This is a genomic window from Domibacillus sp. PGB-M46, assembly GCF_022668875.1.
Lineage (GTDB): Bacteria > Bacillota > Bacilli > Bacillales > Domibacillaceae > Domibacillus.
This window is the reverse complement of record NZ_JAKGCR010000022.1, coordinates 1-26,947: the sequence shown is the minus strand read 5'-3', so window position 1 is coordinate 26,947 and position 26,947 is coordinate 1. Positions and strand designations below refer to the sequence as shown.

The 26,947-nt window shown below is 41.7% G+C and carries 26 protein-coding genes, 1 pseudogene and 1 riboswitch; of the genes and pseudogenes, 20 read left to right on the top strand and 7 right to left on the bottom strand.

Annotated elements, in window-relative coordinates; translation table 11 throughout:
* The first annotated feature begins 16 nt into the window (after window positions 1-16).
* The gene (locus L2D08_RS18790) at window positions 17-487 is read left to right on the top strand and encodes a hypothetical protein (protein WP_242236131.1); all 471 of its coding nucleotides are present in this window, start codon (window positions 17-19) and stop codon (window positions 485-487) included.
* A gap of 70 nt (window positions 488-557) precedes the next feature.
* Window positions 558-1,194 (top strand): annotated as a pseudogene (locus L2D08_RS18785) (DUF3885 domain-containing protein).
* 280 nt (window positions 1,195-1,474) lie between these two features.
* Here the strand turns inward: L2D08_RS18785 and L2D08_RS18780 are convergent.
* A complete protein-coding gene (locus L2D08_RS18780) occupies window positions 1,475-2,002 on the bottom strand; it encodes a spore coat protein (protein WP_242236129.1) in 528 nt (175 codons plus the stop codon).
* 223 nt (window positions 2,003-2,225) lie between these two features.
* Here L2D08_RS18780 and L2D08_RS18775 point away from each other — a divergent pair, with 223 nt between their 5' ends.
* From L2D08_RS18775 to L2D08_RS18765, 3 genes are all read left to right on the top strand, one after another.
* Window positions 2,226-2,786 carry a DUF2238 domain-containing protein gene (locus tag L2D08_RS18775; RefSeq protein ID WP_242236127.1) on the top strand — a complete coding sequence of 187 codons (561 nt, stop codon included), beginning with the start codon at window positions 2,226-2,228 and terminating at the stop codon, window positions 2,784-2,786.
* Window positions 2,787-3,242: 456 nt separating this feature from the next.
* Complete coding sequence (locus tag L2D08_RS18770) at window positions 3,243-3,419, top strand: hypothetical protein (protein WP_242236125.1); 177 nt, start codon at window positions 3,243-3,245, stop codon at window positions 3,417-3,419.
* A gap of 77 nt (window positions 3,420-3,496) precedes the next feature.
* Window positions 3,497-3,829, top strand: coding sequence for a GNAT family N-acetyltransferase (locus L2D08_RS18765; protein WP_242236124.1), 333 nt, complete (start codon window positions 3,497-3,499; stop codon window positions 3,827-3,829).
* Between the two features lie 143 nt (window positions 3,830-3,972).
* On the opposite strand, the gene L2D08_RS18760 is transcribed toward L2D08_RS18765, so the two are convergent.
* Window positions 3,973-4,857: a DMT family transporter gene (locus L2D08_RS18760; RefSeq protein ID WP_242236122.1), complete on the bottom strand. Its 885-nt coding sequence runs from the start codon at window positions 4,855-4,857 to the stop codon at window positions 3,973-3,975.
* A 245-nt stretch (window positions 4,858-5,102) separates the two neighbouring features.
* Between L2D08_RS18760 and L2D08_RS18755 the strand changes: the two genes are divergently transcribed.
* A complete protein-coding gene (locus L2D08_RS18755) occupies window positions 5,103-6,692 on the top strand; it encodes a sensor domain-containing diguanylate cyclase (RefSeq protein WP_242236120.1) in 1,590 nt (529 codons plus the stop codon).
* A 10-nt stretch (window positions 6,693-6,702) separates the two neighbouring features.
* On the opposite strand, the gene L2D08_RS18750 is transcribed toward L2D08_RS18755, so the two are convergent.
* Window positions 6,703-7,614 carry a DMT family transporter gene (locus L2D08_RS18750; protein WP_242236118.1) on the bottom strand — a complete coding sequence of 304 codons (912 nt, stop codon included), beginning with the start codon at window positions 7,612-7,614 and terminating at the stop codon, window positions 6,703-6,705.
* A gap of 113 nt (window positions 7,615-7,727) precedes the next feature.
* Between L2D08_RS18750 and L2D08_RS18745 the strand changes: the two genes are divergently transcribed.
* On the top strand, window positions 7,728-9,149 hold the full coding sequence (locus L2D08_RS18745) for an aminotransferase-like domain-containing protein (protein ID WP_242236116.1): 1,422 nt from the start codon (window positions 7,728-7,730) through the stop codon (window positions 9,147-9,149).
* Between the two features lie 185 nt (window positions 9,150-9,334).
* Here the strand turns inward: L2D08_RS18745 and L2D08_RS18740 are convergent, their stop codons facing one another.
* Window positions 9,335-9,592 carry a helix-turn-helix domain-containing protein gene (locus L2D08_RS18740; RefSeq protein WP_242236114.1) on the bottom strand — a complete coding sequence of 86 codons (258 nt, stop codon included), beginning with the start codon at window positions 9,590-9,592 and terminating at the stop codon, window positions 9,335-9,337.
* A gap of 55 nt (window positions 9,593-9,647) precedes the next feature.
* Here L2D08_RS18740 and L2D08_RS18735 point away from each other — a divergent pair, with 55 nt between their 5' ends.
* The 10 genes from L2D08_RS18735 (at window position 9,648) to L2D08_RS18695 (ending at window position 19,297) form a co-directional block, all read left to right on the top strand.
* Complete coding sequence (locus tag L2D08_RS18735) at window positions 9,648-10,457, top strand: formate/nitrite transporter family protein (protein WP_242236112.1); 810 nt, start codon at window positions 9,648-9,650, stop codon at window positions 10,455-10,457.
* A 36-nt stretch (window positions 10,458-10,493) separates the two neighbouring features.
* Window positions 10,494-13,487: a formate dehydrogenase subunit alpha gene (gene fdhF, locus L2D08_RS18730; protein ID WP_242236110.1), complete on the top strand. Its 2,994-nt coding sequence runs from the start codon at window positions 10,494-10,496 to the stop codon at window positions 13,485-13,487.
* The gene (locus L2D08_RS18725) at window positions 13,447-13,956 is read left to right on the top strand and encodes a helical membrane plugin domain-containing protein (protein WP_242236108.1); all 510 of its coding nucleotides are present in this window, start codon (window positions 13,447-13,449) and stop codon (window positions 13,954-13,956) included. Before fdhF ends, L2D08_RS18725 begins: the two co-directional genes overlap by 41 nt.
* A 5-nt stretch (window positions 13,957-13,961) precedes the next feature.
* Window positions 13,962-14,225, top strand: coding sequence for a heavy-metal-associated domain-containing protein (locus L2D08_RS18720; RefSeq protein ID WP_242236106.1), 264 nt, complete (start codon window positions 13,962-13,964; stop codon window positions 14,223-14,225).
* Window positions 14,212-14,340, top strand: a complete 129-nt coding sequence (locus tag L2D08_RS24095) for a hypothetical protein (protein WP_255822039.1) — start codon at window positions 14,212-14,214, stop codon at window positions 14,338-14,340. The genes L2D08_RS18720 and L2D08_RS24095 overlap by 14 nt, the downstream gene beginning before the upstream one ends.
* A gap of 338 nt (window positions 14,341-14,678) precedes the next feature.
* A complete protein-coding gene (locus tag L2D08_RS18715; RefSeq protein ID WP_242236104.1) occupies window positions 14,679-15,116 on the top strand; it encodes a cell wall hydrolase in 438 nt (145 codons plus the stop codon).
* Between the two features lie 370 nt (window positions 15,117-15,486).
* Window positions 15,487-15,858, top strand: a complete 372-nt coding sequence (locus L2D08_RS18710) for a DUF192 domain-containing protein (RefSeq protein WP_242236101.1) — start codon at window positions 15,487-15,489, stop codon at window positions 15,856-15,858.
* Window positions 15,859-16,156: 298 nt separating this feature from the next.
* The gene (locus L2D08_RS18705) at window positions 16,157-16,732 is read left to right on the top strand and encodes a TetR/AcrR family transcriptional regulator (protein WP_242236100.1); all 576 of its coding nucleotides are present in this window, start codon (window positions 16,157-16,159) and stop codon (window positions 16,730-16,732) included.
* 94 nt (window positions 16,733-16,826) lie between these two features.
* Entirely contained in the window at window positions 16,827-17,849 is a 1,023-nt protein-coding gene (locus L2D08_RS18700) for a quercetin 2,3-dioxygenase (RefSeq protein ID WP_242236098.1), read from the top strand.
* A 77-nt stretch (window positions 17,850-17,926) separates the two neighbouring features.
* Window positions 17,927-19,297, top strand: coding sequence for an MFS transporter (locus L2D08_RS18695; RefSeq protein WP_242236096.1), 1,371 nt, complete (start codon window positions 17,927-17,929; stop codon window positions 19,295-19,297).
* Window positions 19,298-19,378: 81 nt separating this feature from the next.
* Here L2D08_RS18695 and L2D08_RS18690 read toward each other — a convergent pair whose 3' ends face one another.
* Complete coding sequence (locus L2D08_RS18690) at window positions 19,379-20,608, bottom strand: MFS transporter (RefSeq protein WP_242236094.1); 1,230 nt, start codon at window positions 20,606-20,608, stop codon at window positions 19,379-19,381.
* Between the two features lie 270 nt (window positions 20,609-20,878).
* Between L2D08_RS18690 and L2D08_RS18685 the strand changes: the two genes are divergently transcribed.
* On the top strand, window positions 20,879-21,466 hold the full coding sequence (locus tag L2D08_RS18685; RefSeq protein WP_242236092.1) for a TetR/AcrR family transcriptional regulator: 588 nt from the start codon (window positions 20,879-20,881) through the stop codon (window positions 21,464-21,466).
* 131 nt (window positions 21,467-21,597) lie between these two features.
* On the opposite strand, the gene L2D08_RS18680 is transcribed toward L2D08_RS18685, so the two are convergent.
* Together L2D08_RS18680 and L2D08_RS18675 are read right to left on the bottom strand one after the other, a co-directional pair.
* Window positions 21,598-21,750 (bottom strand): anti-repressor SinI family protein, encoded by a 153-nt coding sequence (locus L2D08_RS18680; RefSeq protein ID WP_242236091.1) that lies wholly within the window; start codon window positions 21,748-21,750, stop codon window positions 21,598-21,600.
* A gap of 17 nt (window positions 21,751-21,767) precedes the next feature.
* A riboswitch (cyclic di-GMP riboswitch) is annotated at window positions 21,768-21,861 on the bottom strand.
* A gap of 279 nt (window positions 21,862-22,140) precedes the next feature.
* The gene (locus L2D08_RS18675) at window positions 22,141-22,923 is read right to left on the bottom strand and encodes an arylamine N-acetyltransferase family protein (protein WP_242236089.1); all 783 of its coding nucleotides are present in this window, start codon (window positions 22,921-22,923) and stop codon (window positions 22,141-22,143) included.
* Window positions 22,924-23,420: 497 nt separating this feature from the next.
* On the opposite strand from L2D08_RS18675, the gene L2D08_RS18670 reads away from it, so the two are divergent.
* Together L2D08_RS18670 and L2D08_RS18665 are read left to right on the top strand one after the other, a co-directional pair.
* Window positions 23,421-24,575, top strand: coding sequence for a glucose-1-phosphate adenylyltransferase (locus L2D08_RS18670; RefSeq protein WP_255822038.1), 1,155 nt, complete (start codon window positions 23,421-23,423; stop codon window positions 24,573-24,575).
* A gap of 443 nt (window positions 24,576-25,018) precedes the next feature.
* Window positions 25,019-26,410 (top strand): amino acid permease, encoded by a 1,392-nt coding sequence (locus tag L2D08_RS18665; protein ID WP_242236087.1) that lies wholly within the window; start codon window positions 25,019-25,021, stop codon window positions 26,408-26,410.
* Window positions 26,411-26,947 lie beyond the last annotated feature (537 nt).

Sequence of the window (26,947 nt, the reverse complement as noted above, 5' to 3'; positions counted from 1 at the left end):
TTCAAGGGGCAGGGAAATGGATACTTTCCTTTTGTTTTATAAACAGTACAAAGGTGATGTTAAGTCTATTGATTATATTAATTGGGCTTTGAAAATGTTAGAAAACGATTGTTCATCATTTTCCTTGAATATCCTCTCTACTCTAAGAGAACCACTTAATATTTTTGAGTCAGAAGATTATTTTAGAAGAGCTTTAAGTGAGTTGGATTTGCAGAAGCCATCATATGAAGAGTGTTCTGCCTATTACATTCGGCATTTATCAAAAAAGATATTAGAAGATGAAGAAAATGCCCTGGATATAGCTTATCAAATATATGAAGTGGTTCGTGACCTTGACTATCCTGAGGACCTAGAAGAATGGTGCTACATTAGTGATATGATAGATGATTTTTGGTATGGAGACAATCATTCAAATTTAAGCAAGGCAGCCTTAAATGTAACTATCGTGAAAGAAGCCAAGAACCAATTGAGAAAAAGCGGTAAGTAATGATTCTTGTTAAATTAACAGGACAGGATCACTCAAGAAAAGGATTGTTAAAATGATAGGAGTTAACCATATGGAATTCAAACATTATATGAAAGTCAATTTTCCAAACTTATCTCTTAAGCCTCCTTTATTTTATAGCTGGGATGTTGGGATTCGCTTCGAACTGGGTGCGAATTGGATAAAAGAGGATTGTGCTGAAGAAAGTTTTTATCTTAAAGGAGTTTATGAAAGGGTCATCACCTTATTTAGATCCTTACATTCTCCAGAAGAAGAGATTTTTGTAGTAGCAAATGTAAATGATTTCGGAGACAATGGTACGTTCAAGCACAGAATAAACATTTTTTCTCTGTATGTAAAGGATAAAGCTGTATTGTACAAGTTAAAGCACACGGAGTTATGTTTTCTCTGAAGACGATGAAGACGGCAAGTACAAAACGCACAGATTCACTCTTAAGTGTAAAACATCAGACATTAAATATATTCCGCTGTTAAAAGCTATTTGCAACCAGGACATGGGAATAAAGCCAAGCATTTTTCACGATATTTTTTTTATTAATGTTAAAAAAGAGACCATTTTTCATGTCTATGATGATAGAGGCTGTGATTTATTGGCTAAGTCAGCTGAAACAATAAAAGAGGTGTATAAAAAATATAACCATTGGATACTGAAGTACGATAGAGAAGAGGTTGGCAAAGTATTTAAGTAAAGGTAAAGTCACTTTTTCACTACTATGCAACACGACGCATTTTACTTACATATTTATGTTGTGACAGACGAGATCTGGACCAATTTAAAAGCATTCGTCCAGCGATCTTTTAAGGCAAAATAGGAGCCCGTTCATAAAATATAAAAGCCTCTGATTTTTTCCTTTTGAAGGAGAAAATCAAAGGCTTTTTTGTTTTTACAATCCTTAACTCACATAAAAAATATAGCACTTTTTTAGCGTACTAACAAAACGGGATAGCTGAAGAGGGAATCATACTATATCAGCGTCTTACGGACAAAGCGGTTTTGGCATTTTTCAAATCTTCAGCAAGCAGCTTCTCTAAATCATACGCCGGGTAATAGCTTCTCTGCAGCATAAAATCGAACGTCTTGGCGTGCAATTCGATCGCTTTTTGTAATTGTTTTTGAAAGATGACACGCAGAGCGGGAGTGGCAGTTTCCGTAATGGCAACCGCATAATTTCGTACGGCATTTTTTGCAAATATAAGCAGTTTTCTTCCGTAGAAGGCGGTCAAGTTTACTCCCATCGGCTTGGGACTGAACGTTTCAAGGCTGTCTTTGAGCATCATCGGAATGGGTGCTTTTTCATAAAAAGGAAGCAACTCAAGCGTATTTTGCTCAAGGTTCCGGATCGCCTCCATATACAGGCCTCGCAGCGTCGGGTCCTGTACATTCGCAAGCTGCAATTTGAATTCAGTCAGATAATGGGCTGTCGTAGCTGCTATTTCATGCAGTTCAAGCGTCTCATGCCAGGCCAAGTGCTGGTGTACTCTTGATTTGTCGGCCAATAGGGATCCCTCCATTCTGTTCATGACATAAGTATATGCTCTGTTTTTTGAATGGAATGTTGTCCCATATAGGTATTTTCCCTACGAAATTTTCTTTGGAGTTAATGGAATATGAGTGGAGAAGTATGAGAATCAGGAAAATGCAGATAAGGGCACTTTCATCAACGGGTTGAGATGGCATTTACTGGGCATACTAATAAAAACTTTTTTAGATGGTGATGACATGAAAAAGAAAGTCATTTTGTTTTTAAGCATAACGTTTGTTGTTGTAATGGCCGCTGTGTTTATTCGAGACATTTCAAATGGAAACTTCTCTACCTGGCCGGATGCAATTGGCAGGGTTTTGTTCAGCTTACTGCCCGTTTTACTTTTGTTTTTAAAAAAGATCCCTTTTAACCTGCCTTTGATCATCAGCTACTATCTTTTTTTATTTTGCACATTTTTTTTGGGAGCCATCTTGAAGTTTTATGACCGCTTTCGCTGGTGGGATACAATGCTTCATTTCTTTGGGAGTGTTTTTGCGGGTTTTGTGGGCATAGCTATTTATAAGCTTCTTCTGCCAAACAGTGTAGAAAAAGGAATTTCGAAATGGATGATTTTTTTGTTTGTTTTAACATTCGCAGTGACGGTCAGTGCTCTGTGGGAAAGTGCTGAATTTCTCGGGGCCGTTATGGGTTTCATGGAAGAAGACGATAATAAAGATACAATGACGGATATGCTGACGGGTCTAGCCGGAGCGATTGTTGTAGCTTGTTATGCTGCGCTTCGAAAAAAAGCTGTCTGAATGGAACTGCCGCCACCCACTTACGGTTCAAGTGGGTGGTATTTTTATTGGAAAAGACAAGTATACAAATACGGATAGAGGCAAAAAAAAACAGCCAGAGGGGGCTCTGGCTGCCGGTGGTAACAGGGATATAAACTCAAGAGAATAGGACTGCCTTACATAAAACAGTATGGTCTCGTTCCAGCTATTTTATACAAACAAAATAAAAAAAGCCAAAAGCAAGTATTTAGCTTTGAAAATGTTATGCTCGCTACGATTTCTACAGGCTCGATGAGTAAAAAATTGGTCGGTCCTTCTCTGCAAGGAAGCCGAAACTGGATATAATGGAAATGATGGGTGTCTATGCATTGACAATATAAAGAAGTACTTTCTTTAAAAGCAAAAATAAGGAGATAAAAGGAATCAGTAAGGGACGAGTACCAAATATGCTGTACATCTGTAGAAGAGGAGGGGTAAATGAATTATTCAATCAAAGAGTTAACAGGGAATCATGTTCAAATTGTTCCAATGGAAAGGCGGCATACAAAAGGGCTATGGGAAGCAGGGGCCATGAAGATATCTCGACCCACCTGCCAGAGTGCATTAAATAAAATGCCTCAAGAGATGTCTCAACTTGTAGAGGATGCATTATAGGCAAAAGAAACAGGTGTTGAATATCTATTTGTTGTAATTGAGCGGAAAACAGGAAAGATCATTGGCACAGCACGTTTTTGGCGATTTCGCCAGCGCATAAAAGCCCGAAGGTTGGCTGGACATGGTTTCATCCATCTGTATGGGGCACACCTGTAAACAAAGAGTGCAAGCATTTGCTGCTCCGTTATTGCTTTCATGAGTTAGGTATCATCCGTATCCAATTAAAAACAGATCATCGAAATATCAGGTCACAAAAAGCGATTGAACGGCTCGGTGCAGGAAAAGAAGGGATACTTCGCAACCATATGATTCGAGGAGACGGGTCATATCGTCATTCGGTGTTTTCCAGTATTATTGCAAGCGAATGGCCGGCTGATGAAAGAGATTTTTCCGGAACAATAAAAGTATGAGCAAGCAAGGAACATACAAATTGAATGGCAATAAGAGAAGTTAAAAAACAGGTATAAAATTGGTATAAGGCAAATTTATTGAAAGCTCGTTAAACGACTATCCGAATATTTAATTAAAACAAGCTGCGCGAACAATATGGTGTTCACGCAGCTTGTTTTTTCATTCGTTTTTCTTTTTGGGGGGAGTAGCTGATACCGACGAAAACGAGGATGATGCCGAGAATTTGATAAAGATCAGGCCGGTAATGGAGAACCGATACATCCAGCAAAATTGCTACAATCGGATCAATAAAAACAAGCAGTGCGATCGTTTGAGCCGGTAGTTGGCGCAGGCTGCGGAAAAACAAATAAAAGACTAAGCCTGTATGAATAAATCCGGTGATCAGAATGTAGATCCAATTTTCTAACGTAAGCGCGGTAAAGTTCGTCCAATCGACGAAAGGAGCGAGCAATAAAATGCCAAGACTCGTTTGAATAACGGTAGTAGACAACGGATTAAGGGCTTGAATTCCTTTTCCAGTCAGAGACGTCAGCGCGTAGAAAAGAGCAGCCAGGAAAGCCCACATTACACCCGTTGATAAAAACGCAGTGAAGCTTGTATGCTGGTGGATGCCTCCAACGAGCAGAGTGCCGAAAAAGCAAACAAAGAAAAATACCGCTCCTAAAATGGTCAATTTTTCTTTAAAAAGAAAAGAACCGAGTACAAGTACCATCACGGGAGCAAGATGATAAATAGACACCGCTACTGTAATCGGCATGACTTCAATAGAACGAAAGAAAAACACCCAGTTGGTAACAAGAAAAACCCCGCACAGCAAAGCAAGCCCGTACTCCCGGCGCGGTACTTTAGAAACGGGGGATTCAGTGTTTTTTACGAGCTGGAAGATTAAAATTGCTCCTAATAATACAGTGGCGCAAAGGCAGCGCACAAAAACCAGTTCAATCGATGGCAGGGCCGTTTTCTCTGAAAAAAGGCCGATTGAACCGAAGATTGCCATTGAGATGGCAAACATAATTATAGCCTGCATAATATGTTCCTCCTCAATGTTTAGTATAACGTAACCCTTTTATCTATGTAGATAAAAAAAGAAACTTTGTCCTTCTTAATAGGTAGAATAGCCGAAAGAGCTTCTCAATAAAAATTCCTGCAGATAAAGGCTTATTATCCCCTATAGTTGCCCCGAAAGGCTATATATTTTAACGTGTATGTTTTATAATAAAGGGATGGCTAGTGGATAAATGATTATTCTTTTTCAGAATTAAGGAGACACCCATGAAGCAATTGTTTACTAATCATAAGGTAAGTTTGGCCACCTTGTTCACTGGTCTTGTAAGCATCTCTGTTATATTAATGGTTCTTATTATAATGATTTCATCTTATCAATCTGAGAAGGAAACACTCACAGAAACCTATCTTTCTGCTAACTATTCTAAATCAAGCAAAATCAGCCAGTCTGTTGATTCATTGTTTGGCTCGATGCGATTAAGTCTTGAAGGAACGGCTGCATTTCTGCAGGAGAAAGATGTTTTAAGCGATGAGGAAATTCAAAAGCAGCTGGAACTTTTACAAAGCAGCAGCCGCTACTTTAACTCTCTTTCATGGATCGATGAAACAGGATGTGTGCGCGGTATTGCTCCTTCAAAAATTGGACTTAGAGGGCAAGTCATTACGACAGGGGAGACTAAAAAAGTTCTTGATGCCAAGAAGCCGGCTCTAACAGAACCTTATATTGGCCCTTCAGGACGTCTAATCGTCTTAATGAGTCAGCCGCTGTATGATAAAAAGGGGCAATACAAAGGGATGATTGGCGGCAGTATCTACCTTCATGAAGCAAATGTTTTAAATGAAATACTAGGTAATGGAGCAATTGATGAAAACGGTTCCTATTACTATGTGGTAGGGTCCGATGGCACGGTTTTATTTCATCCTGTACAACAGCGTATCGGACTGGATCACAAATCAAACCCAGTTGTCCACAAGGTAATGCAGGGACAAAGCGGGACTGAAAGAATTACAAATTTAGCAGGCGTGCCTATGCTTGCCGCTTATAATGTGGTACCTGACATCGGGTGGGGCGTTATCCAGCAGACTCCTGTTTCATATGTTCAGGATGTTTTGCTTAACCACATGAAGGAATTAGCCGTGAGAATGCTGCCCCCATTTCTTCTCCTGCTGACATTAGCGATTATGATTGCCAGAAAGCTTGCCGCTCCTTTTATTTATTTGGCTGGTCTAATGAATCAGCTTGCATCAGGCAAGCCGGCAGAGGTTCCCAAGGAACAATCTCATTGGAACCGTGAAGCAGACTTTCTGACTAAGAGTGTGATGATTGCGGTAAAAGCAGTACAGGAAAATAATCAGCAGCTGAATCGAGCGGCCAGGACGGACCCATTGACTGGTATTCCGAATCGCAGAGATTTAGATGAGGTGATGGAAAGCTGGGCGGCGCAAAGGCGGCCATTTTCTCTTGTCGTCATAGATGTTGATTACTTCAAACAAATAAATGACACGTATGGGCATCATATGGGAGATGAAACATTAAAAAAGCTGGTGGCTACCATTCGTTCTGTTGTCCGGAAAACCGACCTTTATTTTCGGTATGGCGGAGAAGAGTTCGTTATTTTATTTCCGCATACTAATGCGTTAGAAGCCTATAGTATCGCAGAAAAAATAAGAATAGCTGTAGAAAACCAGATAAAAATAAAGGAAAGGTCTGTCACCATCTCTCTTGGCATCTCTGAGTTTCCGCGGCAGACAAGTTCACTGCCAGAACTTTTTCAGTTTGCTGATAGAGCTTTGTATCAATCCAAATCTGAAGGAAGAAATGGAACGACTATTTCATATCAAAAAGTGGAGGGATAACCTCCACTTTTTAAGATGGCTTTCGAACCAAACTTCTTTTTCTCGCCAGTGACTTTAATGCTTCTGCATTCACCAGTATCGTACCGGCAATGATTGTGATGGATGAGATTAACGTCATCCGGGACAGCTCTTCGCCGTAAAACAAAAAGCCTGCCATAACAGCAATCAATGGCGAAATATAAAGCCAGGTAGACGGGAATACTGGATTGGTTTTTATGACTAAATAATAATACAGGGTGTGGCCGATCATAGAGCCGACAACGGTAAGATAGAGCAGTGAGAGCAGAAAAACCGGCTGGTTTAAAGAAGACAGCTGACCGTTTTCTGTAAAGAATGACAGCACAAACAGCAGCAGCCCGCCATGCATCATTTGGACGGCGTTCAAAGCGATTGGCGACACCGCCGTTTCTTTTGATCGCCTTGCGTAAAGCGTTCCGCCGGCGTAAAATACCTGGCCAAGTATAATAGCGAAACAGCCGGACAGCCAGTAAGCATTCATGGATAAAGAAAGGTTAGGCAGAATTAGCAGAAACACACCTATAATTCCCGCCGCGCAGCCCATCATCGCAGACGGCTGCATTTTTTGTTTCAAACCGAATGTCTGCATACCTAAAATTATCATAGGCGCAGTGGCAGACAAAACGGCCGCCGTGCCCGAGGACACGAACTGTTCCGCCCAATACAGCGTAGCAAACGTGCCAAATGTAAGGCCGGTTCCAATCAGAAAAAGATCCCGGCTGATCAGCAGGGCAAAGGGAGCCCTTTCTTTGATGCGTATAAGGAAAAACAAAAGCGCACCAGCACCAAAAAAGCGGAGTCCAGCTGAAAAAAACGGGGACGCGCCAGCATCTACGCCCAGTTTAATCGCTAAAAAAGTAGTACCGAAAATGAGGCACATCCATACATAGAACAAAAGAATCATCTTTACAACCTCCTTGCTCCCATCATAAACCTGCATCAATAGAACAGTTTGGAAGAAACAGAACAGAACGAAAAAACTGCGTGGTACACTAGGGATAGAAGGGGGCGTGGAGTGTGAGTAAAGTCAAAAGAAAAAACGAGAACGGCTTTCTTTTTGAGCAGGTATATGATTTTATCCTGCAGCGGATTGAAAGAGGAGAATGGAAGGAACATGAGAAACTTCCGTCCATCCGCCAGCTGTCCCTGGAAATGAATGTCCACCGGCTCACGGTTTTTAAAGCGTTTCAGCTGCTAAAAGAACAAAACAAGGTGTATGTAGTCGATAAAAAAGGCTACTACGTAAAGACTGGAAGCTTTAGACAGGAAGAAGCAGATATGCCTATTGTGCCGGCGTACCGAAAAGAAAACCAGCTTGCTGCTCTTCATGCTGCTTCTGTTGATTACCAATTTTCACAGGCACTTATCGACCCTAATTTGCTGCCAAACCATTACTTATCTCATTACGTAAAAAGAGTATTTGACCTGTATCCGAAGGTGCTGGCTACCTACGCTACTGTAGAAGGAGACCCCGAATTGCGTGAATCACTGGCGCATTACTTTATAAGCATACATAAAACATACGTGACACCCGAAAATGTTCTCATTACAACCGGTTCTCAGCAGGCGATTCATTTGATTGCCCAGGCTTTTGTCAAACCAAGAGATACAGTACTGTTTGAGCGGCCCACCTATAGTGCTGCCATTGACACGTTTAAAAACCATGGGGCCAATATTATAGCGGTCAATATAACAGAAAACGGATATGACCTCGATCGGATCGAGTACTGTATGAAAACCTATAAGCCAAGACTTTTTTATATAAATCCGACATTTCATAATCCGACCGGCTATGTAGTACCAGTTTTTCAGCGGAAAAGACTGGTAGAGCTTGCCGAACAGTATCACTGCCTGCTTGTGGAAGACGATGCTTATCCGGATATTTATTTCCAAAATCAGGCAGCACCGCCTGTTTACACATTTGATACGGCAGGATCTGTTATTTATGTTCGAAGTTTCTGTAAATATGTATCACCCGGTCTCCGGGTTGCGGCGATGCTCTGCCCGCCGGCCTTAAGACAGTCATTAATCACCGTCAAATCACTGGCAGACAACGGATCCCCGCTGCTGAATCAAAAGATATTCCTACACTTTTTTCACTCTGAACGAATGCAGCAGCACTTCAGCAAGCTGAGAATTGCTTTGCAAATCCGGAAGGAAATTATGGAAGAAGAACTATCCGAGACTAACTGGAAGTGGGAAAGCCCTAAAGGAGGACTGAATCTGTGGGTAGAACTCCCTGACCATATAGACGGCAGCTGTTTGTTGAAAAGGACCATCGAGCAGTCGGTTTCTTTTGTGCCAGGCGTTTATTTTGACCCATATGGCCAGGACCGCTCAAGAATTCGGTTAACTTATTCCTATATGAATGAAACAAAAATCAGAGAAGGGATTAGGCAGCTTGTCCATATAAGCCGGTCCCTGAATGAGAAAACGTGAGAAAGCTTTGGTGCCGCACCAATTGAATGTAATATTGTATGGCCAAGTGGCAGAACTCTTTGGCTGAACTCTTATCGTGATCTATCTATTCCAAAAGAGAATGCCACTTGCATCCCATACTGCCTAAACGTTAACTTCCACATCTTCCTCTGCTTCCGTATTATTTTCCTCTAACACGCGCATGATTAAGGCAGGAAATAAACCTCATGATGAGGCGCCTCTTTGAGTTTCGACTGCTTTAAACGCCCTTCCTTTACAAGCTCATTTAGTCCCTGACTGATTTCTTCCGGCGAAACACCTAATAAATCTGCCATTTTGACTGTAGACAGAATCATCTGCTTTGGCTTTTTCGTGGATGAAACAATCATTGCCTGCACGCGCTGCAATAAAACTCCTTTATCCATTTTCATTCCTTCTTTCTTTAATAAATTAAAAACACTCATAATTTCTCCTAAATCAGCAAACAATATTGCTTGTAAAGATTAGGAGGATTTTCCAATGGGATTTCAGCCCCCGAAAAAAATTGCACAAATTGCTGTTGAAACAGGCAAAACAAAAGCAGAGCTTCCGCTCCAAAGCATGCTTCTATTAGGTTTTTTAGGAGGAGCGTTTATTGCAATCGGCTATCTTCTTTACATTCGGGTCACCGGTGATTTGCCGGCAGAATGGGGATCATTTGGACAATTTTTAGGAGCAGCCGTTTTTCCGCTTGGCCTTGTGTTAATCATTGTGGCAGGAGGCGAATTGTTAACCGGCAATATGGTGGCAGTCACGATTGCATGTTTGCATAAAAAGATCACTGCCGGCCAGTTGTTTTCCAACTGGTTTTGGATTACAATCAGTAACTTTGTCGGTGCGCTGTTTGTCGCCTACGTGTTTGGTCATCTAGTTGGACTAACCGAAACGGGCCCTTTTTTAGACAAAACTGTCCACACAGCCGCGGCGAAAATAGAAACCGGATTCTGGCAAAGCTTTTTTTCCGCGATTGGCTGTAACTGGCTCGTAGGGCTGGCGGTTTGGCAGTCATATGGCGCCGAAGACATAAGTGGAAAAATACTGGCCGTCTGGTTTCCCATTATGGGATTTGTAGCGATTGGTTTTCAGCACGTTGTAGCCAACATGTTCATTATTCCAGCCGCCATTTTTGCTGGTCACGCTGACTGGGGAGACTACATACAAAACTTCGTTCCTGTCTTCCTTGGAAATGCGGCTGGCGGCGCCCTGTTTGTGGCCCTGATTTACTGGCTGGCTTATTTAAAAGCTGACCCAACAACGCTCTCTGATAAAAAAGAGACCTATAAAGCATGATTGACAAGTTCAATGAAACGTAACGGAGGAAGACGAATGAATAAACCGGATTTTTCAATCGAAATCAACGGCAAATCGTACCCGGCAAAGCCAGGGCAAACCGTCCTCGAGGTTGTGAGAGAGGAAAACATGTTTGTGCCCAGTATCTGCTATACGCCTGCGCTTGGCAGTATCCAGACGTGTGATACATGCTATGTAAGTGTAAATGGCGCTCTGGTTCGATCCTGTGTAACGAAAGCAGAGCCTGGAATGGTGGTGGATACAGAATCGGTTCTTGTACAGGAAGCGCAGTATGAGGGTATGTCCAGAATTTTAAAAAACCACGAGCTGTACTGCACGGTATGTGACAATAACAATGGAAACTGCACCGTACATAACACGGTTGAGCATATGGGGCTTTCCCATCAAAAGTATCCATTCAAAGCGAAACCATACCCGCCGGACAATTCCCATCCTTTTTACCGCTATGAACCGGACCAGTGCATTTTGTGCGGCCGGTGTGTAGAGGCCTGTCAGGATTTGCAGGTAAATGAAACGCTGACGATTGACTGGAGCCGTGAAGTACCGCGGGTCATTTGGGACAATGATGTGCCTATTGACCAGTCATCCTGCGTGTCATGCGGACACTGTGTAAATGTATGCCCTTGTAACGCTTTGATGGAAAAATCGATGCTAGGAGAAGCCGGCTACTTAACGGCTATCCCGCCTAAAATTCTTGGACCGATGATTGACATGACGAAGGAAGTAGAACCGGGCTATAAAGAGATTTTCGCCATATCCGAAGTGGAAGCAGCGATGAGAAAATCGCGCATTAAGAGAACTAAAACCGTCTGTACGTATTGCGGAGTCGGATGCAGTTTTGAAGTATGGACAAAAGACCGGGATATTTTAAAAATTGAGCCGCTTGAAGAAGCGCCTGTTAATGGAATCTCTACCTGTGTAAAAGGCAAGTGGGGATGGGATTTTGTAAACAGCGAGGAGAGGTTGACAAAGCCGTTAATTCGTCAAGGAGATGAATTTGTTGAAGCTACATGGGAAGAAGCGCTTGACTTAATCCAGGAAAAGCTTGGCTACGTGAAAGAGCAGTACGGGCCTGATTCCATTGGATATATTGCTTCCTCCAAATGCTCCAACGAAGAAAATTATTTGTTTCAAAAGTTTGCCCGCAGTGTAATGGGAACCAATAATGTCGATAACTGCTCGCGTTACTGTCAGTCTCCTGCCACAGCCGGGCTGCTTCGGACAGTTGGGCGCGGAGGAGATGCAGGGACGATTCATGATATTTCTTCAGCGGAGCTGATCATAGTCATTGGCGCGAATCCTGCTGAATCCCACCCTGTTCTGGCTACTCGTATTAAACGAGCTCATAAGCTCCATGGGCAGAAATTGCTTGTGGCCGACATACGGGAGCATGAGCTCGCACAGCGGGCTGATCTCCTTGTACATCCAAAGCCAAGCACCGATATTATCTGGATTAGTGCGGTTACGAAGTACATTCTGGATATGGGCTGGGAAGCCAAAGAATTTCTTCAAAACAGAGTCAACGGCCTCGATGAGTACGTAAAATCGCTTGATAAATTTACACTGGCTTATGCTGAAGAACAAACCGGGCTATCGCAGGAGACGATGATACAGATTGCCACCATGATTCACGAAGCCAAATCTGTTTGCGCTCTGTGGGCGATGGGCATCACTCAGCATAAAGGAGCCACAGATGCGAGTACAGCGATTTCCAATCTTCTTTTGATTACAGGAAATTACGGGCGCACAGGTACAGGAGCTTATCCGCTTCGCGGGCATAATAATGTGCAGGGAGCTTGTGATTTCGGCACAATGCCAGCTTGGTTCCCAGGCTATGAGCCTGTACAGGATGCGAGTGTGCGTGAGCGGTATGAAAAAGCATGGGGTACGCCGCTTCCAACAGAACCTGGGCATGATAACCATCATATGGTAGAAGCGATGCAGGACGACCGTTTGAAAGCATTGTATTTATTTGGTGAAGAAATGGCACTCGTCGATGCGAACGCTAATTTTGTACAAAATGCTTTTGAAAAACTGGAGTTTTTCGTTGTGCAGGACATTTTCTTCAGCAAAACGGCCCAGTTTGCTGACGTTATCCTGCCGGCTGCGCCAAGCCTTGAAAAAGACGGGACGTTTGTAAATACAGAAAGAAGAATTCAGCGTTTTTATAAAGTGATGGAGCCGCTTGGAGATTCGAAGCCTGACTGGGAAATTTTTCAGCTGGTGGCTAACCGGTTCGGTGCTAAATGGAATTACAAACATCCAAGTGAAATTATGGATGAAGCTGCTTCTCTCGCTCCTATTTTTGCAGGTGTTAATTACGAACGCCTGGAAGGGTTCAAGTCTCTTGTATGGCCTGTTGCAGCGGACGGAACAGATACACCTCTTCTCTATACGGAAAACTTTGCATTTCCAGATGGAAAAGCAAGACTTGTTCCCGTTGACTGGACACCGCCATTCCAAGCAGGTGCAGACTTCGATCTGCATTTAAATAACGGCCGTATTCTGGAGCATTTCCATGAAGGAAACATGACGCACCGGAGCAAAGGGCTGAACCACAAGGTACCAGATGTATGGCTTGAGGTTTCCCCAGAACTGGCGAAAGAACGGAATCTTGAGGACGGCACGTTAGTCGGCCTTACTTCTCCGTATGGGTATGTAGAAGTAAGGGTGATAGTGACTGACCGTGTGAAAGGCAATGAACTGTATCTGCCAATGAATACACGCGAAGATAACGAAGCTGTTAACTATTTAACGAGCAGCTACCATGATTATATTACGCATACACCGGCTTACAAGGAAATGGGTGTAAAAATGCAGGTGCTTGAACAAAAAGGCGAGCCGCCGCTGCCGAAACACAACCACCGGTATGGAAACAGGGTGCCGCAGATCAGCGTAAAAGTGGAAGAGAAGTGGAATCGGACAGACTTTACACCAATTAATGAGATGATTATTAAGGGGGATGACCATGGCACAGGCTATCCGGAAAATCAGCAAAAGAGTTCCTGACCAGCAGGAAGAACAAGCACAGGCTGCAGCCGAGATTATGCGGGAGCTTACGGAAAACAAAGAAGCTGTACTTGGCATGATTCAATTAATGAAAGGCCTTCAGGAAATGGGGATTTATGATGCGCTGAGAGGGATGCTGGAGAACCGTACAGAAGTCGGTGCTATTGCGATTCAGCAGATCAACCAGCCCTTCATGCACAACGTAATTAAAAATGGCATGAACGGCGCTAAATTCCTTGGCTCACTTTCGCCAGAACAGACCGATAAGATGATGAAAGGAGTCGGCCTCGGACTTCAAAAAATGGCTGAGGCAGGCCAGCAGGAAGAACCTCAAAGCTTATGGAAGATGCGGAAAAAACTAAAAAGCCCGGAAATAAAAGCGTCGATCGCGGCCGTGGCAGCTTTTATGGAAGGGATGGGGACGGCTTTTGTTCAGCCTTCCCACCATGAACAGAACAAGAAAGGGTGAAACAAATGCAGTCAGGTTCAATTATGGTGAAAGATATGCACAGCATGAAAGATGCAGATACGGTTTTAGATGCCCTTCTTTCGGTTTGGGGCATCGGGCAGGCGGAAATTAATTTGGAAAAGAATGAAGCCGTCTTTACGTATGATGAACAAATGGCGTCTTCACATGACTTTGAGCAGGCGATTATTGATTCTGGTTTTACGATTTACTCAGATGATGAGAATAAACTAAATGTGAAGGAGATAAATGAGTCACATGAAAATTTGTGAAATCTGTGGTGCGGTTGAAGAACCCAATCAAGAAGCAGACACAGAAAACAATCCTTCTAGAGTACTGCATATTTGTGAACAGTGCAGAGAAGAGAGAAAAACGGTATTTGAATAATTGAATGTAGATATTCATTTAGAGGGTAACTAGTCCATTTTAATGGCTAATTATCCTTTTTTTATAGTTAACCTAAATACATTTGGATGCAGAATGAAAGGTGATTTTATTCAAAAAAGCCGGCGTCAATGCAGGCTTGCAGGTTGTCGGCAAAGTGGAGAGCCATCTTTAGTGCTAAATTAATAATGCTTGCTTCCATCAGAAAGCCATTAAATAAGCCAAAATAAAGAGGCAAAAACACCATTTGCAAAAGTTTTTTTAAAAAGGGGATTTGTCTGCATTCTAATAGCCTACACCAATGCAGGCTTTTTTTTATACTATATGTTGGGGGTGAAAAAATGCCAAGAGTAAGTTACCGAAGTTCGGATGTTGACTTAATGGCAAGGATGATGAGAGCAGAAGCCGAAGCCGAAGGAAATCAGGGGATGTTGTATGTTGGAAATGTAATTGTTAACCGTCTTAAAGCAAATTGTTTAGACTTTCAAAATTTAAGAACCGTTCCCCATGTTATTTACCAAATACAAGGAAACAATTATGCCTTTGAAGCTGTTCAAAAAGGTACTTTATTTTATCAAAAGCCAAGAGAAGCTGAAAGAAGATTAGCCAGACAGGCTTTGAATTACTGGAGACAACACCCAGGGAAATATGCCCTTTGGTATTTTAATCCATATGCTCCATGCCCTCCAACATGGTATGGTCAGCCTTTCGCTGGTCAATATAAAAATCACTGTTTTTATGAACCAAGACCTGGAACGTGTGATCCTGTTTATACTTAATGAATGGACGGGTGCGTCAATTTAATAAAATCTAAAAAAGGCCGAATTTTTTCGGTCTTTTTTCTTTGGCTAAAAATTAATAATTAAAGTTTAACAGCTTTGGTAGTACTTATTTAGGTTATCTCACACATCGATATTTACAGGCTCTGCTTATTTACATATAAACTATTATCAGATGACTGTTTTGGCTCATAAAGCAAGAACGATCATATGTATATAAAGACTGGTGTCGATTTCTGATTGAACGAACGGCGCGGGTTCGTTGAGCAGCGTTAAGGGGAAAAGGCAATCTTTTGAAAAATGGAAATTCAAAGGTCATAAACTTCTTTTGAAATCTATTTACAATCATTCTCGAAGGTGAGGGAATCCAGTGAAAAGAAAGATAAAAATAATCAGTGGAGGAAGGGAAACGAAATTAACCGTCCAAATTGCAAATACTCAAGAAAAAATAGAAAAGGGCTTAATGTTCGTTGAAAAATTACCCGAGAACGAGGGAATGTTATTTATGTACGGGGGAAAAATATATGGTGGTTTTTGGATGAAAAACACCTTAATTCCTTTATCTATTGCTTTTCTTGATTCAGATGGAAAAATTCTTAAAATAATGGATATGGAGCCATGTAAAGAGGAAGAATGCCGTATGTATGATCCCGAACTTCCTTATCGTTATGCACTTGAAGTAAATCTTGGATGGTTTGAGAGAAATCAAATCAAAGAAGGGGATTATGTATTCTCAGATTAGGCTTTTGTTCAAATTTTCCCTGCAAGTTCTTTAAAAACAATAGGGAGAGTAGAAGAAATTCAAAAGCACAAATTAAATCAAATCCCTAAGAAACTTTAATTTAATAGTGTTATTTAGCTTTTTTGCTTTTTAAATAGCTCTTTAATTAAAAGAGATAAATCACAAAAGAAAACCATGGTATATTCATGAAGAGCATGGTTTATCGCAGATTTAAAGGGTTTTAGCGCTTTTTGACATGAAGCATAATGTTTTTTATATTGGTATAAGGCGTTTTCTACTAACAGGGGGTACGTTCTTTATGAAAAACAAACCAGACTCACGCGAAAAAATTCTTCAAACCGCTTCACGTCTTTTTCAGCTTCAAGGGTACCATGCAACGGGGTTAAATCAGATCTTAAAAGAAAGTGGAGCACCGAAAGGCTCTCTTTATTACTATTTCCCAAATGGGAAAGAAGAGTTAGCTGTTGAGGCTGTTCGTTATACAAGCCAATATATCGGGGGAATTATACAGGAGAATATGGAAAAAACAGATGATCCTGTAAAGGCGGTTCAGTTATTTATTGCCCAAACGGCAAGCCAGTTTGATCATCCGGAAAGCATACAGGGTGTGCCTGTCGGTTTGCTGGCAGCAGAAACGGCTTTGATCAGTGAGCCTTTGCGGATAGCTTGTGTTGAAGCATTTACAAAATGGGAATCTCTTTTTGCTCAAAAACTTGTACAAAGCGGGATGGAGCAAGAAGAAGCAGAGAAATTAGGAGTGCTCATCAGTTCTATGGTTGGGGGAAGTGTAATGCGCTCATTGACAGACAAAGACAAAACCCCGCTTTTACTGCTGTCTGACATCATACCAAGTTTAATACCGAGAAAAGGATAGCACTTCTGCATCCTTTATGTTATTTTTATATAGAACGGTCTATTTATTTTTAAATATGATTATAATGACCGGTCTATATTTAAGGGGGATGACCATGACTCAGCTATCGACAAATACTTTACCAAAAGAAAAAATACCTTACTTGCTTCGCAGTGGAGAAGGAGAGCGTTACCTTTTTGGCCGGCAGGTAGCAACGGTAATGGCGGATGCCAAAAGCACAGGCGATCTTTTTGAAATGGTGCTGCTATCAGGAGGGAAAGGTGATTCTTTTCCGTTACACCTTCATGAAAAAAGCCAGGAAGGAATTCTAATCTTAGACGGAAAACTAGAACTTACGCTTAATGGGGAGAAGCACTTGCTGCTCCCTGGAGATTATGCTCATATCCCGGCTGGAACGCTTCATGGATACAAAATGGGAAGTCATCGAACGAGATTCGTATCCTATACAATGGGCGGAAATACAGCTCAACTCTATTCCATTCTGGGAGAATCGTATAACAAGATCGAGCATCCACCTTATGCTGTTGAAGAAGTAAGCCGTTATCGGTTCTCAAAAGCAGCCGCTTGTGCTGATGTGATCTTTTATAAGGATGGTGACCGGATTGGAGAAGCGAAGCTGGTTAAAAATACTGTTTTGCCGGATAAGATGGTCCCGTATGTACTTGAATCAGGAGAGGGAGACCGGCTTTTAACAGGTGACCAGCTCCACAGAATTATAGCGACTCAGGATACGACGGATGGCCAGTTTATTATCGTTTCATCTGAAGGTCCAAAAGGAGACCGAATTGTAGACCATTACCATGAACAGCATACGGAAACCTTTTTCTGCCTCGAAGGACAGATGACAATGTGGGCAAACGGAGAAGAAATTCATTTAAATCCGGGAGATTTCCTGCACGTTCCAGCCCATACAGTGCATTCTTACCGTTTGGATTCACCTTATACAAAAATCGCAGGGCTGCTCGTTTCCGGTATATTTGAGCCGTTCTTCCGTACGCTGGGCGATCCATATGAACATCATATTTTTCCAGCTCATCCGCAGGCACTTCGTTTTGACCGGGTTATTCAAAACATAGAGAAACTCGATTTAAAAATAGCCCATAAAGTGAACGCTTAAAAAGAGTCTATATAGGTGTGTAAACAGAAAGGGAGAAAAGCTCCCTTTCTATTTACACAAAGAAAGAAGGAAAAAGAATGAGTGAATCTATTTCACAACTAGAGGAAAAGCGAAGGGAAAGACTAATCTTTATTCTGGCTTTTGCTCTTGTGATTTCCGTCATGAATTCAACCATGTTTAACATAGCCATTCCGGCTATTACGGATGAATTTGGGCTGAAGCCTTCCCAAGCCGGCTGGATTGTCACCGGTTACATTATTGTGTATGCGATCGGCTCTGTGATGTACGGAAAGCTGGCAGACCAATACAAACTGAAAACACTATTGACTGCAGGTCTTTTGATTTTTGCTATTGGATCGATGATTGGCTTTACCGCAGCTAACTTTTGGATGATTGTAGCCGGCCGGCTTCTTCAGGCGGCTGGGGCTTCCGTTATGCCTGCTACATCCATGATCATTCCCTCCCGTTATTTTACTCCTGAAACAAGGGGAAGGGCGCTCGGCATTACTTCTGCAGGGATGGCGCTGGGAACAGCGATCGGACCGATCGTCGCTGGATTTGTGACCAGTTTTATCAGCTGGCACTATCTTTTTATCGTATCCCTCCTAGTGTTGGTAACACTGCCATTTTTCCGAAAGTATTTGAATGATGAAGCGGAAAAGCAAAAAACAACTATTGACCTGGCAGGGGCTGCTTTTCTCGCTGGCACACTGGCACTGCTTCTGCTGGCAGTTACGAAGTCTGAGCCGCTTCTTGCTGCAGCCGGAGCAGTTTTGTTTGTTTTCTTTTTGTGGAGAATGAATAAGGCGAATGATCCGTTTATCCGCCTTTCTCTTTTTAGTAATAAGCATTACTCTATTGGTATCCTTGTTTCTGCCTTAAGTTCCGGCATCGGGTTTGGTATTCCTTATTTGACTCCGCTTCTGCTGCAAACCGTCAATGGATTATCCCCTCTAATGAGCGGGCTTATTATGTTTCCAGGTGCGCTGGTAGCGGCAGTTCTAGGGAAAAAAGCGGGATTATTAGCAGACCAAAAAGGAAACCACTTTCTGGCTTATACGGCCCTCTTAAGCTTTTTCCTTGGTTATGGCTTTCTGGCCCTGATTGCCGGATTGTCTCCTTTGATCGTCATGGCCGTTTTGCTTCTTGCCTGCATTGGGCAGACATTTATTCAAATTGCCCTCGGCAACACCGTATCACAATCTCTTCCAAAAGAGCATGCAGGAGTAGGGATGGGCGTTTTTATGATGACAAACTTCATTGCCGGTGCTACATCTATTACATTCATCAGTAAAGCGTTAGAGATTCACCATACGGCGATTCAGCTGAATCCGCTTCTTCACAACCAGGAAAGCATTAATTACAGCAATATTTATGCGGTCTTGGCTCTTTTAATTGCTGCAGTGGCTGTTATCTACTCAAGTATCTTTAAAAAACAATCTGTTTAAAAAGCATTGCTTTTTAAAAGTCTATTAAACAAAACAAGCGAAACGCTAAAAATGCGTTTCGCTTGTTTGAGTTAACAGGGATTATCGGCTGATTTGCTGCTTCGCTGCTGCCTCAATAGACGCTTTCGCTTCAGTTTTAATAAACAGGGAAACGAGCAGGGCGATGACCATAACGGCACTTAACAAGTCGAGCGCCAGCACATATTGCCCGGATTTTGAAAAACCCATTACGAGCCCTGGACCTGCGCTTGCACCGAGGAAAAGAATAAAGGCGTTAAACGATACGGCACTTCCACGGGCATTTCCGGCCAGCTGGCTGACCAGTGAAATCACAACAGGCGTGACCAGGGCAATACCGGCTACAAATACAACCGTTGATATAACAAGGATTGGAAGCATGGGGCTTAATCCAATAGCTAAAAGCCCGGCTGCTGCTATAGCTAAGCCGCCTTTTAAGACAGCACCCCGTCCGATTTTTTGGGCAATTTGACCGGCGAATGGAGAAAAAAGCATGCCCAGTATGCCGGCTCCGCGGACGGCCAATATTTCTCCAGATTGGAGGCCGAACCGGGCGGAACTCAGGTAACTGCCTAATACCGTATACATGCCAACGAGTGAAAGAAGCAGGACAAAGGTAATCGAAAAAGCGAGCAAAAGCTGTCTATTTCTTAAAAGCCCGGTCATATTGCCGAATTTACGAAGAATGCTTTCCGCTGAATTAGGCGTTTGTTCTTTAGGGAGGCGAAATATAACAGCTATGGCCGTAATAAGATAGACAGCACCCAGAATAGAAAAGATAGCCTGCCAGCCGAACGCTTCACTAACCATACCGCTGAACACCTGCCCGATAATACTAGCCATGAGAAATCCAGAGCTGATAAATCCAATGGCCGTTAAGCGTTTATGAGGAGGAAATAATTCTCCTGCATATACAAGGGAAATAGGCGCGAATGCTGCTGCAACCAATCCCTGCAAGCCCCGCAGAACAAGAAGGACATGAAAGCTTTCGACAAAACCAATACTGATTGTGATAACGGATAAAAGAGAAATGCTGCCAGCTAAAAAGACCTTTCGGCCATATTTATCGGAAAACGGGCCATACAGCAGACAGCCCAGCGCATAACAAAGTGAAAAAGAACTTCCAATCCAAGCTGTCTGAGCACTGGTAATTCCAAACGAGTCCATAAACAAGGTGGTCAAGGGGAGGGTAACATACATACTGCTTAACAGAACCAGCCCGCACCAAAACAATAAAAGGGTGATAAAAGAATGGTTCTCACTGCGAGGCGCAGAATTTGATAATGGATTCAACAATAAAGAATCTCCTTTCTTTCTAAGTGTAGTCCATTTAAAAACGATACGAACCGTTTCGTTTTTGTGCAAACTATAATATACTATCTTGTCTTTTATTTGGCAAGGAGAGGAGAAGCAGTCTCTTTCTTTTATCGATCTCTGAGAGAGTAGCGCAGCGGGAGTTACACCTGTTAAAATAAAAAGGAATTCTTTAAATGAAGAAAGTATATATAAATGAAAACGTAGATAAGAAAGCAGGGATTTTTTGAAAGACAGGTGCTTTTTAAAATGAAAACGGACAAAGGTCAAAGCAGGACAGCCGGACGGCCGCGAAGTGAAGAAGCCAGAAAAGCCATTATTTGCACCGTTATAGAAATGGTTGAACAAAAAGGGTTTTCAGCTCTTTCAATTGAACGGGTAGCGGTAGAAGCAAACGTCAGCAAAGCAACGATTTACCGCTGGTGGAAAAACAAAGAGACGCTTTTAATAAGTGCATTCTTAGAAATGACAGAAGCCAAATTCGGTTATATTCCTTCACTAAAGCTGGAAGAAAATTTAAAAAAGCAATTAGAGGAGCTTTCGAAAGTGCTGAAAAGCTCTTTAGGCAAAGCATTGCTTTCTGTGGTGATTGAAAATCATGAGATTTCCGAACAATTTTCTTCTTCCTTTTTATATCCAAGAAGAAATACAACAAAAAACATTTTAAAGCAGGGAATTCAAAACGGCCACATTTGCGAAGAAAGTGATATAGACGCTTCCCTCGATATGCTGTTTGGCGCTGTGTATTTAAAAGCAGCGATTTACAAGCAGGAGATTGATCAAGCATATATTACACATTTAGTAGAAGGTCTTTTAAGGGGAATTCGATCAAAATAAGCATAGACATAAGAGCACTCGGGTGATTTAAGAACAAAGAGGGGAAAAGCTCCTGTCTTACAAACAGTCAGGACAAGAGCTGAGATCAAAGTTGGCTCAAACGGAAAAGGTAAGCTGCTCTGCTTTCACTATTATGAAGCAGAGTTTTGTACTTTGTTGTCAGCTAAAAATTCTCTAATTTCTTCAATTGACAGACCGAGGCTTTTTGCAGCTTTCATTAGTGCTATCCATTCAGTGTCCAATACTTCTTCTACAATCTCCTGATCAAGATATTGATCCAGCATTGAATACCCTCCTGTGACGAAGCAGCTCAGCCATCATAGTCTTCTTATAAAAAGAACCTTAGATCTGTAGCTTTGTGTCCCAGCCTTTCGGCTAGTTTACCTTTTGTTCCTTTTTTGTTTTTTGTATAATATGAATTTTTTGTCCTTACTTCCACATTGTAACAAAAGGTTGGAAAATATTTTGTCGAACCCTGAACCGGCAAAAAAGTTTTTTCAAAAGCCTATAAGATGCCAGTTGAAAATCAAGAACATTGAATAAAGCCGGAACCAAAGCATATATTCTTTGGTTCCGGCTTTGATTTTATACAGTTTTTAAAAAACCTTCATAATTGAAGGGGGACTTGGTGAACTACAGTTCCTAAACTTCTCGGTGCATATGCAGCCTTAGTTTTATATTTCTAAATTAAAATACTTTTTTAACGATTGGCCGAATGTTTCTTTTGATATTTTTTGTTTGTTTTCTTTCCCGTCTATCCATTCAGTCAATGAGGTGCTTGTTAAAGTAATGTTTCCTTGCTCCGTTAAGCGGGTAACCAATGGTTTTTTGTTGAAAGCAGAGTCGGGATGTTGAACAATCGTTTCCTGCATAGGATTTAATTCAGACACATTCGTTATTTCCAACTTTGAATCAAATGTGTACCCTTTTTTCCAGTATGTATGCTTGTGTTTTATTTTCATTTCAAGCAGGTAATCACCATAGGGAGTCTTTTCGCGTTTAATACGGAATGTGCCGTTAGGAGAAGAAACCGCTTCTCCTGTTAACGGAACAGGAACTAAAGGCAGATTGCCGCCAAATCCTGTATCAAGCAAGTACTTTTCCCCTTGGTGAAAAAGAAGCACAGCTGCATGTGTCTGGCCTGTACGGCTCCAATCCTGGTCCGGCTCGCTATATACAACGCCCCGTACCAAAACGGCCTTAAAGCCATTCTCAATTAAGAAAAGGTAAAGAAGGCCGTTCAGCTCATAGCAAAGACCGCCTTCATTATGTAGGATTATTTTTCGAATCAGATTTTTCTCGCTTATCTCTTTTGTTTTCCCAGAAAGAATAGAAAGGTTCTCAAAAGGAAGGGCTTGGGCTGTTCGGCTCAAAACCATTTCTAAATTCGCAAATGTAATCGGTTCGTGTTCAAAAAAGCCAATCCTTTTACGGAAAGCTATATTTAATTCTCCCATTCATCCGTCTCCTTTCTTAGGTTTGGCCAGGGCATTAAATAATATTGCGGAAATACTTGTCGGCTTCCCCAGACTTTCTGCAGAATCAGAAATATGGTTACACTTTACATTTGTTATTTCTTTCCTCTTAAAGAAAGGGCCGGGAAAAATCTTTTCTCTTCGTGTATAAAGTTTTTCTAGTTCTTTATACTAATTAGGCTCTCGATCATTTGCAATAAAAAAGCTTTTTGTCGTATGTAGCTTTCCCTGTTGTTTTTTTATTGTTCACTTAAATTTCTTCAGTTTTCTCCTCTTTTTCAGTAAATATCATCTCATTTTCCCGATTTAAGGTTATTTTTCAAAAAACAAGAATTTAAAAAATTTTAGAATGGAGGATTAATACCCGGCGAACGGGGTATACAAAGGTTGTGGCACTTTTCGTCCGCGTAAATTCACATACTTAATGCTTCATTTAATAGATAAAAAACATACAGGAGAAAGAAAAGGAGAATGACATCATGAAAAGACAAAAATGTATTGCAATGATTCTTGCTGGAGGAAAAGGAAGCCGTTTAAAGGAATTAACCGAAACGCTAGCCAAGCCTGCTGTACCATTTGGCGGAAAGTACCGTATCATCGATTTTCCGCTTTCTAACTGTGCAAACTCCGGTATCCATACTGTAGGTGTTTTAACACAGTATCAGCCGCTGGCTTTAAATTCATACATTGGGATTGGAAGTGCATGGGACTTAGACCGCCGGGATGGCGGAGTAACTGTTCTTCCGCCGTACGCAGAGTCATCAAAAGTAAATTGGTATTCCGGTACAGCAAGTGCCATTTACCAAAACTTCCATTATATTCAGCAGCATAATCCAGAGCATGTGCTGATTTTATCGGGTGATCATATTTATAAAATGGACTACGAAGCAATGCTCGATTATCACGTAGAGCAGGGTGCAGATGCGACCATTTCTGTTATTGAAGTTCCATGGGAAGAAGCAAGCCGCTTCGGTATTATGAATACAGATGAATCTTATAATGTTACCCGTTTTGATGAAAAGCCGGAACACCCTGAAAGCAACCTTGCTTCAATGGGCATCTACATTTTTAAATGGTCTGTTTTAAAAGAATATCTGGAGCTTGATGAGCGAAATCCGGATTCATCCAACGATTTTGGTAAAGATGTGATACCGGCTATGCTTGCAGACAATTTAAAATTAACGGCTTATCCATTTAAAGGATATTGGAAAGACGTTGGTACAGTAAAAAGCTTGTGGGAAGCCAATATGGACTTGCTCGACCAGGGCAAAGAGTTGGATTTGTACGATCCGGAATGGCGCATTTACTCCATTAATGCTAATCATCCGCCGCAGGTAATGGGGCGTAATGCCTCTGTTAAACATTCTCTTTTAAATGAAGGGTCTGTCATCAATGGCGAGCTGGAACATTCAGTCATTTCCCAAGGTGTACAGATCGAAAGTGATGCATTTGTAAAAGACTGCGTTATTATGCCGAATGCGCGAATTGGTCGTGGTGCATACATTGAACGGGCTATTGTCATGGAGGATATTGAAATTCCCGAAAATACGGTGATTTATAATAATTCTGATGAGATCTTACTGATTACAGAAGCGTTTCTTGCTGCCCACAGTCAAGAAGGCGTAAAAGCGTAAATACTTCTTTATAAGACCCTTTAAAGCAATATGATCATTGCTTTAAAGGGTCTTTTTGTGGAGAAAAAGGCTAAGTGAAGGAAAGAGGTATAAAGCCTCCTTTTTCAAGCGGAAACTATATTTACACTAGGGGAACGAGATTTTCTATTTTAGGATAATTAATCGTTGGACCATTACGAAAAATTAAACTATTCTAAATGTTAGTACAAGTAGGGTTATTAGTGTTTTTCCAGGAGATACAATTGTATTTTTAAAAGAAGTTTATTATTATAGAATAGGTAATTCAATTACGATAAATAACGAACCTTTCTAGCTGCATCATGCTTGCAGGTGAAAAATGAGAAGCACAATGCCTCCTTCACTATTTCACTGGTGAATAAAAGAAGACAGGGTGGACTTTCCCGGCGTTCTGCTATTTATCGTGTCAAAGGAGGAAAAAGAAAGTGGCAAACAAAGAATTGAATAGAGGCCTTGAGTCCCGTCATATTCAAATGATTGCTTTAGGCGGCACTATTGGTGTCGGACTGTTCATGGGCTCTGCCAGCACGATTCAATGGACAGGTCCTTCTGTTATGCTTGCTTATGCAATCACTGGCGTTTTTATCTTTTTTATTATGCGTGCAATGGGAGAAATGCTTTATTTAGAGCCAAGCACAGGGTCATTTGCGACTTTTGGCCACAAATACATTCATCCATTAGCGGGATACATGACTGCCTGGAGCAACTGGTTCCAGTGGGTGATTGTGGGAATGTCGGAAATTATCGCAGTGGGAGCTTACATGCAGTACTGGTTCCCGGATCTGCCTGCCTGGGTTCCCGGCATTGTAGCAATGGCAATTCTTGGTGCTGCAAATTTAGTTTCGGTTAAATCATTTGGCGAGTTTGAATTTTGGTTTGCACTCATCAAAATTGTGACTATTATTTTAATGATTATTGCTGGGTTTGGCTTGATTTTCTTTGGGCTTGGCAACGGAGGAGATGCCATTGGAATTTCAAATCTTTGGAGCCATGGCGGCTTCTTTACGGGCGGCTGGTCCGGGTTTTTCTTTGCGCTGTCCCTTGTCATTGGGGCATATCAAGGAGTGGAGCTGATCGGGATTACGGCTGGAGAAGCGAAGGATCCGAAAAATACCTTAACAAAAGCGATCCAAAGCATTATTTGGCGTATTTTAATTTTCTATATAGGGGCTATTTTTGTTATTGTGACTGTTTATCCATGGGATCAGCTAAGCTCTATGGGCAGTCCATTCGTGGCGACATTTGCAAAAGTAGGAATTACAGCGGCTGCCGGACTGATTAACTTTGTTGTAATCACTGCGGCGATGTCCGGCTGCAATAGTGGGATTTACAGCGCCGGCCGTATGCTTTATACACTGGCGATGAACGGGCAAGCACCAAAGTTCTTTGCAAAACTTTCCCGTAACGGAGTGCCTATCTTCAGTACATTAGGTGTTATGATCGGATTGGCTGTCGGAGTTGTATTAAGCTACATCGCACCAGAAAACTTATTCGTTTATGTATACAGTGCCAGCGTTCTTCCCGGAATGGTGCCATGGTTTGTAATTTTAATCAGCCAGATTCAATTCCGGAAAAGAAACGAGGCCCAAATGGCAAATCATCCTTTTAAAATGCCGTTTGCACCTGTAACGAATTATGTAACGATCGCTTTCTTACTGACTGTATTGGTTGGTATGTGGTTTAATGATGACACGCGTATGTCGCTTGTAGCCGGAATCGTATTCCTTGTACTAGTTGTGGTCAGCTTTTTCGCTTTTGGTATTGGTAAGCGTGCACCACTGGATGTTCAAGAAAAAGACAATATAATCAGCAAGTAAGCCGGTTTTGAGCAGGCCCATATAAAAGATAGAATCTATAATGAGATTGACGCATATTCGAACAGAATATGCGTTTTTTTATTTCTTATTATAAATACTTAGCGTACAAGGAGGCTGTCATAAATAGAGAAAAGCCTCTTCCTGTCAGGTTTTTGCGGATTGGGTACTTTTGCTTTCATCCTTTACCAGGGCGAAGCGGCAGGATGAATGCCAGAGATTGCCGGTGCAAGCAGGCCTTTTTTGAAGGGAAGACAGAATGATTCTTGAACTACCGCTCACTTACCTAACGGTTGAAATAGTAATAAACTGTGTTATTAAATTGAGAGCTGACATTCTGAAATTGAGAATATACTTGGGATTACACTTGTTAAGCATTTTTTAAAAAACTTTTGAGAAAGTGTTGACTCTCATTCGGGTAAATGATATATTAATTTAGCTGTCACGAAAGACAGTAATAAACATTGAACATTGAAAACTGAACAAAATCAATAAAAACGTCAACGTTTTAAATTTTTATCTTCCATTAAAAACACCCCG